Genomic DNA, 5308 nt, shown 5'->3' with positions numbered 1-5308 from the left:
GGCATGCCGCCAGCTTCGCCTGACGAGTTCGTTCCAGCCAGAGCTGGCCAACGTGACAATGCCACGGCGCCTTATCAGTAAATTCAGAGGTGTGATAAGCGCAAAAGACAAGGCCATCCACTATCGCGGATGACCTGTCGTATTCATTTATTCATTTCCCGATTCGGCCGGGCCATCCATTCCGGATGGAAACACGAGCCTTACCCCGCAGTCAAACGGCAGCTTAGGGTGCCGACCGCTCCGCTATTTCGCGGCCAGCAGGGTGAACTTGTGAATCTGCGGCGGTTCAGAAAACAGTTCTTCTGCCTTGTCCATCAGTGCGGCGGCAACCTTGCCGTCAAGATGGGCCTGCCGATCCTCCTCTGTGTCGAACGTATCGAAGATCGCGTACGCACCGGGACCTTCCTCGATCGCATACCAGGTCAGAGTGCCCGCCTCAGCTTGAACGAGCGGCAATGCCGAGGTCAGGAAATTGGCGACATCGCGCTCTTTTCCGGGCTTGGCCTTCAGTGGTACATACAGGGCAAGTTTGGGCATAAATGACTCCTCAAGTGAAACGGACAGATATTATTCGGCAAGGTAACGGACGAGCGGGCCGGTAGGTTTCCCATGAGGCGGAGCACACGCGGCCCCGCCTCCTCGTCGAAATCAGAACTGCTGTGCGGTCGGCCGGATGACGATCGCGTTGACGTCGACGTCATCAGGTTGTTCGACAGCGAACGCGATAGCACGCGCCACCGATGCCGCCGGGATGGCCTGCTTGTAGAAGTCCAGCACCGTCTCGGCAGCCGCGCCAGAGGTCGTGAACTTCAAATCGCTTTCGACAGCTCCAGGCTCGATTGACGTGACCCGGACCTTTTCCCCCACCTCGTGGCGCAAGCCCTCGCTGATCGCGCTGACGGCGAACTTGGTGCCGGAGTAGACCGTGCCGCCCGGTGCGAAGACCTTGATGCCCGCAACCGAGCTCAAGTTGATGATGTGACCGCTGCCCTGCTCGAGAAAACCGGGAAGGGCCGCCGCGATGCCGTAGAGCGTACCCTTCAGATTGACGTCGATCATCTGGTCCCACTCGTCGGTGTTGACCTCGGCCATCGGACGGATCGGCATCAGCCCGGCGTTGTTGATCAGCACGTCGAGGCGGCCGAAGTCGGCAATGATTGCGGCGACGACGGCTTGGACCGCCGATTTGTCGGTCACGTCCAGCGCGTAGCTACGTGCCGTGCCGCCAATTGCGGCGATGTCCGCGACGACCTCGTCGAGCCTGTCCTTGCGCCGCGCGGCGATGGCCACCTTGGCGCCGCGTTCCGCGAGAAGACGCGCGGTTTCCGCGCCGATGCCGGTGCTGCCGCCGGTAATGAGAACGACCTTGCCTTCGATACCCTTGGTCATGACTGTATTCCTTCAAGTCAGTTGTTGATTTTTCGCCGGATCGCGGCCCCGCGCCAGCGATAGGCGCGTAGATGAATGAGGCCCAAGAGCCCCGCGCGAAGCGCAGGTGCCAACAGGCCGGTCATCCGCAACACGTCTGTGTCGAACGCCTTTACAAGCCGTGCCGTACCCACCCATTCTTCAGGCTTGCCCATTGGCACCATCCTCAGGTTGACGAGACGGGGTTGAGGACAAACGCGGCGCGCTCGGACAGATCGCCGATCTGAGAGAGGTAGTTCTGGAAGTGGGGCGTTGCACGGTGGGCGGCGACTGCATCCGCGTCCGCGTACAGCTCGTCGAGCACGAAACGATTCGGATCGCTCTGGTCCTGCCAGAGATCGTAGCGCAAATTGCCCGGTTCGGCACGGCTTGGCTTTAGCATGGCGTCGAGCAGAGCGCGCAGGCGGTCGACGGTATCCGCACGGGCGGTTAGGACGGCGACGATCTTCACGTTGGCGGTCATGGCACCATACCCTGTCCTGGTTATATCCGAAGCGGGGCGCATCCTGAGCGCCCCGCCCGTCATCCTGGTACTCACGCAGCGGCGCGATCGAGGGCTTCGATCAACGCGTCGGCCATGGCCCGGTCCGACGCGGGATTCTGACCCGTGATCAGTTCCCGGTCCACGACGACATTCGAAGCGAAGTTCTTGTCGGTGACAGAGACGTCGCCACCGGCCGACCGCAGCGCCTTTTCCATGTCGAAGTAGAGTTCGCCCTTCAGCACTTGCTCCTCGGCGATCTTTTCCTCGCTCGCCGAAAAGACTGTCATGCGGTAACCCGCGTAGATCCAGTCTCGCGCCAGATCGGCCGCCCCGGCGTCATCGCCTTCCTCCAGCGCCTTGCGGAAGGCCGGAGCATCGTCGAGCGCGGCGACAACGACCACCGGTCCGTGGCAGAGGAGCGCGGTCGGCTTGGCCGCCGCGTGGAAGTGACGGAGGATCGTGCCCGCATCGCGGTCCTGCATCAGATCGACGATGGGCGCGTGACCTCCCGGCACGAACACGCCAACGAAGCCGTCCAGACCCTCGTCGACGACCGATTTCAGCATGCGGACGTCGTTCATGGCCGGGTGGCTGGCGAAGAAGTCCTTGGCGCGCTGGTATGCCGCCTCATCACCGCCGAAGTGGTCCTTCGTGTCGGAGCCGGCGTCGATGTGCGGCTTGGTCCCGTTGGGCGTAGCGAGAACAATATCATAGCCGGCGTCGAGCAGTGCCAGCGCGGGGACTGCCGTCTCGTTGAGATACTGACCGACCGTTGCGGTACTGCCGCTACGCAGACCGAGCTGTGTCGCGTTCGATCCAAGAACGAGAACCTGACCCTTGCTCATCTGAACCTCCATGTTCGCGGCGCCCGTCGCCGATGGATGGGAAATGGGCCTCGTTGATATATTCTAGAAGTTTATCTTTCTAATGTCAGATATACGTCTGACAGGATGACTGCATGCGCTACGATCTGAACCTGCTGCCGATCTTCGTCGCGTTGATGGAGGAGCGCAGCGTCACGCGGGCTGCCGAGCGCATGGGCATGACGCAGCCCGCCCTCTCTAACGCCTTGTTGCGTCTGCGACAGATGCTTCAGGACCAGCTGTTCGTACGCGAGCGCTATGGCATCCAGCCGACCCCGATCGCGCTTGAACTCTCACCGCTGATCGCCGAGGCACTCGCCCAGCTCGACGACGCGGTCCTCGGTCAGCAGGCCTTCGACCCCGCACACGCCGAACGGCTCTTCACGATCGCGCCGAACGGCTATGTCGAGTTCGTCATCGTCCCCGCTGTCCTGGCGCGCCTGGAGAAGGTCGCGCCCGGCATCAAGCTCCGCCTGACCCCCTTCGGCAACGATCTTGCGGAAACAGGCGTCGTGTCGGGCACGACGGCACTCGTGCTGGGCCGCATCGTCGATCCGCCCGATAACCTCGTCGTCCAGCACCTGATGGATGAAGGCCTCGCTTGCGCGGTCCGCGCCGATCATCCGGCCATCGGCGATGCCATGACGCGCGAGCAGTTCGAGACGATGAAGCATATCAACATCGTGCCGCCCGGACGGATGCGCGCCGGTTTGTTTCAGGCGCTGGCGCAGCAGCAGCTGAAGCGCGACGTCGCGATCTCCGTGACCAACTTCTTCGCGGCAGCCGAGATGGTAGCGGTGACCGACTATTGCGCCACCCTGCCCTCGCTCATCTGCCGACAGCTGATGCACGACCCCCGGCTGAAGGTCCTGCCCGCCCCGGTCGACCTCGGCAGCTTTCCCGTCGAGATGGCCTGGCACGTCCGTTATCGCCACGATCCCGCCCACCGCTGGCTACGGGCGCTGATCGGCGAAGTCATCACCGACTTCAAGGACAAGACGGCAGCAACAGCCATGACGTCGCCAGCGTGATGGACTTCATTCGGCCGGGCGACGCCGGTTGAACCACTGTGGTGCACGGATCGGTCTGGCGTGTTGATTTGCACTGAGAGCTGACCCGGAGAGGGCCGAAGTTTTCGCCGAGAAATGACCCGTGTCTGTTCACCTCCCCGGCCGGACGGTCGGGGTTATCGGAGTGATCGACATGGAGTTGTTGAGCGTGATCCGTCGGTGGCATCACCGGGATCGCATCCCCATCCGCGAGATCGAGCGACGGACGGGCCTGTCGCGGAACACGATCCGCAAGTACCTGCGGTCGGACGCAGTCGAGGTGCGGTTCAAGGTTCCCGAGCGCCCGAGCCGCCTGGACCCGTTCGCCGACAAGTTGTCGGAGTGGCTGAGGGTGGAGGCGGGCAAGGGCCGCAAGGGGCGGCGGACGGTGCGGCGGATCCACGCGGACCTTGTGGCCCTGGGTTATGCGGGCTCCTACGCCCGGGTCGCGGCCTTCGTCCGGCGCTGGCAGGCGGGACGGGAGGTGGCGCAGCGGACCACCGGGCGCGGGGTGTTCGTGCCGCTCGCCTTCCAGCCCGGCGAGGCCTTCCAGTTCGACTGGAGCGAGGACTGGGCGACGGTGGGCGGCAAGCGGCTCAAGCTGCAGGCCGCGCACACCAAGCTGTCGCACAGCCGGGCCTTCGTCATCCGGGCCTACAAGCTGCAGACCCACGAGATGCTGTTCGACGCCCTGGCCGAGGCGTTCCGGGTGCTGGGCGGCGTGCCGCGCCGCGGCATCTTCGACAATATGAGGACCGCCGTGGATCGCGTCGGCACGGGCAAGGTCCGGCAGGTCAACGCACGGTTCCAGGCCATGGCCAGCCACTACCTGTTCGAGACGACCTTCTGCAGTCCGGCCTCGGGTTGGGGCGAGCCCTGGAGCGCCACTGGTCCGAGCGACAGGGCGAGCGGTCAGGTCGAGAAAAACGTCCAGGACGCCCGGCGGCAGATCTGGCAGGTCATGCCGCCGTTCATGGATCTGCCCGCCCTCAACGCCTGGCTGGAGGCCCGCTGCATCGAACGCTGGGGCGAGCTCGCCCACGGGGTGCTGCCGGGCAGCGTCGCTGAGGTCCAAGCCCGGGAGAGGGCGAGCCTGATGCCGATGGGGCGGGCGTTCGACGGTTTCGTCGAGCACGCCAAGCGGGTGTCGCCGACCTGTCTCGTGCACTTCGAGAGCAATCGCTACAGCGTCCCGGCCTCGTTCGCCAACCGGCCGGTCAGCCTGCGGGTCTATCCCGACCGGCTCGTCGTGGTGGCCGAGGGCCAGGTCGTGTGCGAGCACGCCCGGATCGTCGAGCGCTCGCACGACGTTCCCAGCCGCACCGTCTACGACTGGCGGCACTACCTCGCGGTGATCCAGCGCAAGCCGGGAGCGCTGCGCAACGGCGCACCCTTCGCCGAGATGCCGGAGGCGTTCCGCAGGCATTGTCACGTTGGCCAGCTCTGGCTGGAACGAACTCGTCAGGCGAAGCTGGCGGCATGCC

At 64.4% G+C, this 5308-nt stretch carries 7 protein-coding genes; 2 read left to right on the top strand and 5 right to left on the bottom strand.

The annotated features are described in order from the left end of the window. Positions 1–243: 243 nt before the first annotated feature. The 5 genes from ACFFIC_RS22125 to ACFFIC_RS22105 all read right to left on the bottom strand — a co-directional run bounded on the left by ACFFIC_RS22125 (position 244) and on the right by ACFFIC_RS22105 (position 2757). Entirely contained in the window at positions 244–537 is a 294-nt protein-coding gene (locus ACFFIC_RS22125) for a putative quinol monooxygenase (RefSeq protein ID WP_037093999.1), read from the bottom strand. A 111-nt stretch (positions 538–648) separates the two neighbouring features. Then, positions 649–1389, bottom strand: coding sequence for an SDR family oxidoreductase (locus ACFFIC_RS22120; RefSeq protein ID WP_377054396.1), 741 nt, complete (start codon positions 1387–1389; stop codon positions 649–651). Between the two features lie 17 nt (positions 1390–1406). Next, positions 1407–1583: a hypothetical protein gene (locus ACFFIC_RS22115; RefSeq protein ID WP_156450915.1), complete on the bottom strand. Its 177-nt coding sequence runs from the start codon at positions 1581–1583 to the stop codon at positions 1407–1409. Positions 1584–1594: 11 nt separating this feature from the next. Continuing rightward, positions 1595–1891 carry a putative quinol monooxygenase gene (locus ACFFIC_RS22110; protein WP_066521495.1) on the bottom strand — a complete coding sequence of 99 codons (297 nt, stop codon included), beginning with the start codon at positions 1889–1891 and terminating at the stop codon, positions 1595–1597. A gap of 71 nt (positions 1892–1962) precedes the next feature. Beyond that, positions 1963–2757 carry a type 1 glutamine amidotransferase domain-containing protein gene (locus ACFFIC_RS22105; protein WP_377054393.1) on the bottom strand — a complete coding sequence of 265 codons (795 nt, stop codon included), beginning with the start codon at positions 2755–2757 and terminating at the stop codon, positions 1963–1965. Positions 2758–2870: 113 nt separating this feature from the next. Between ACFFIC_RS22105 and ACFFIC_RS22100 the strand changes: the two genes are divergently transcribed. Both ACFFIC_RS22100 and istA read left to right on the top strand, forming a co-directional pair. After that, on the top strand, positions 2871–3806 hold the full coding sequence (locus tag ACFFIC_RS22100; protein ID WP_377054391.1) for a LysR substrate-binding domain-containing protein: 936 nt from the start codon (positions 2871–2873) through the stop codon (positions 3804–3806). Between the two features lie 172 nt (positions 3807–3978). Next, on the top strand, positions 3979–5308 hold a 1330-nt coding region (istA, locus tag ACFFIC_RS22095; RefSeq protein ID WP_377054398.1), incomplete at its 3' end, for an IS21 family transposase.

Source organism: Muricoccus vinaceus, assembly GCF_042433125.1.
In the GTDB taxonomy this organism is placed as follows: Bacteria; Pseudomonadota; Alphaproteobacteria; order Acetobacterales; family Acetobacteraceae; genus Roseomonas; species Roseomonas vinacea.
Note: the sequence above shows the minus strand (reverse complement) of the source record. Positions and strands in the feature narration are given on the sequence as shown.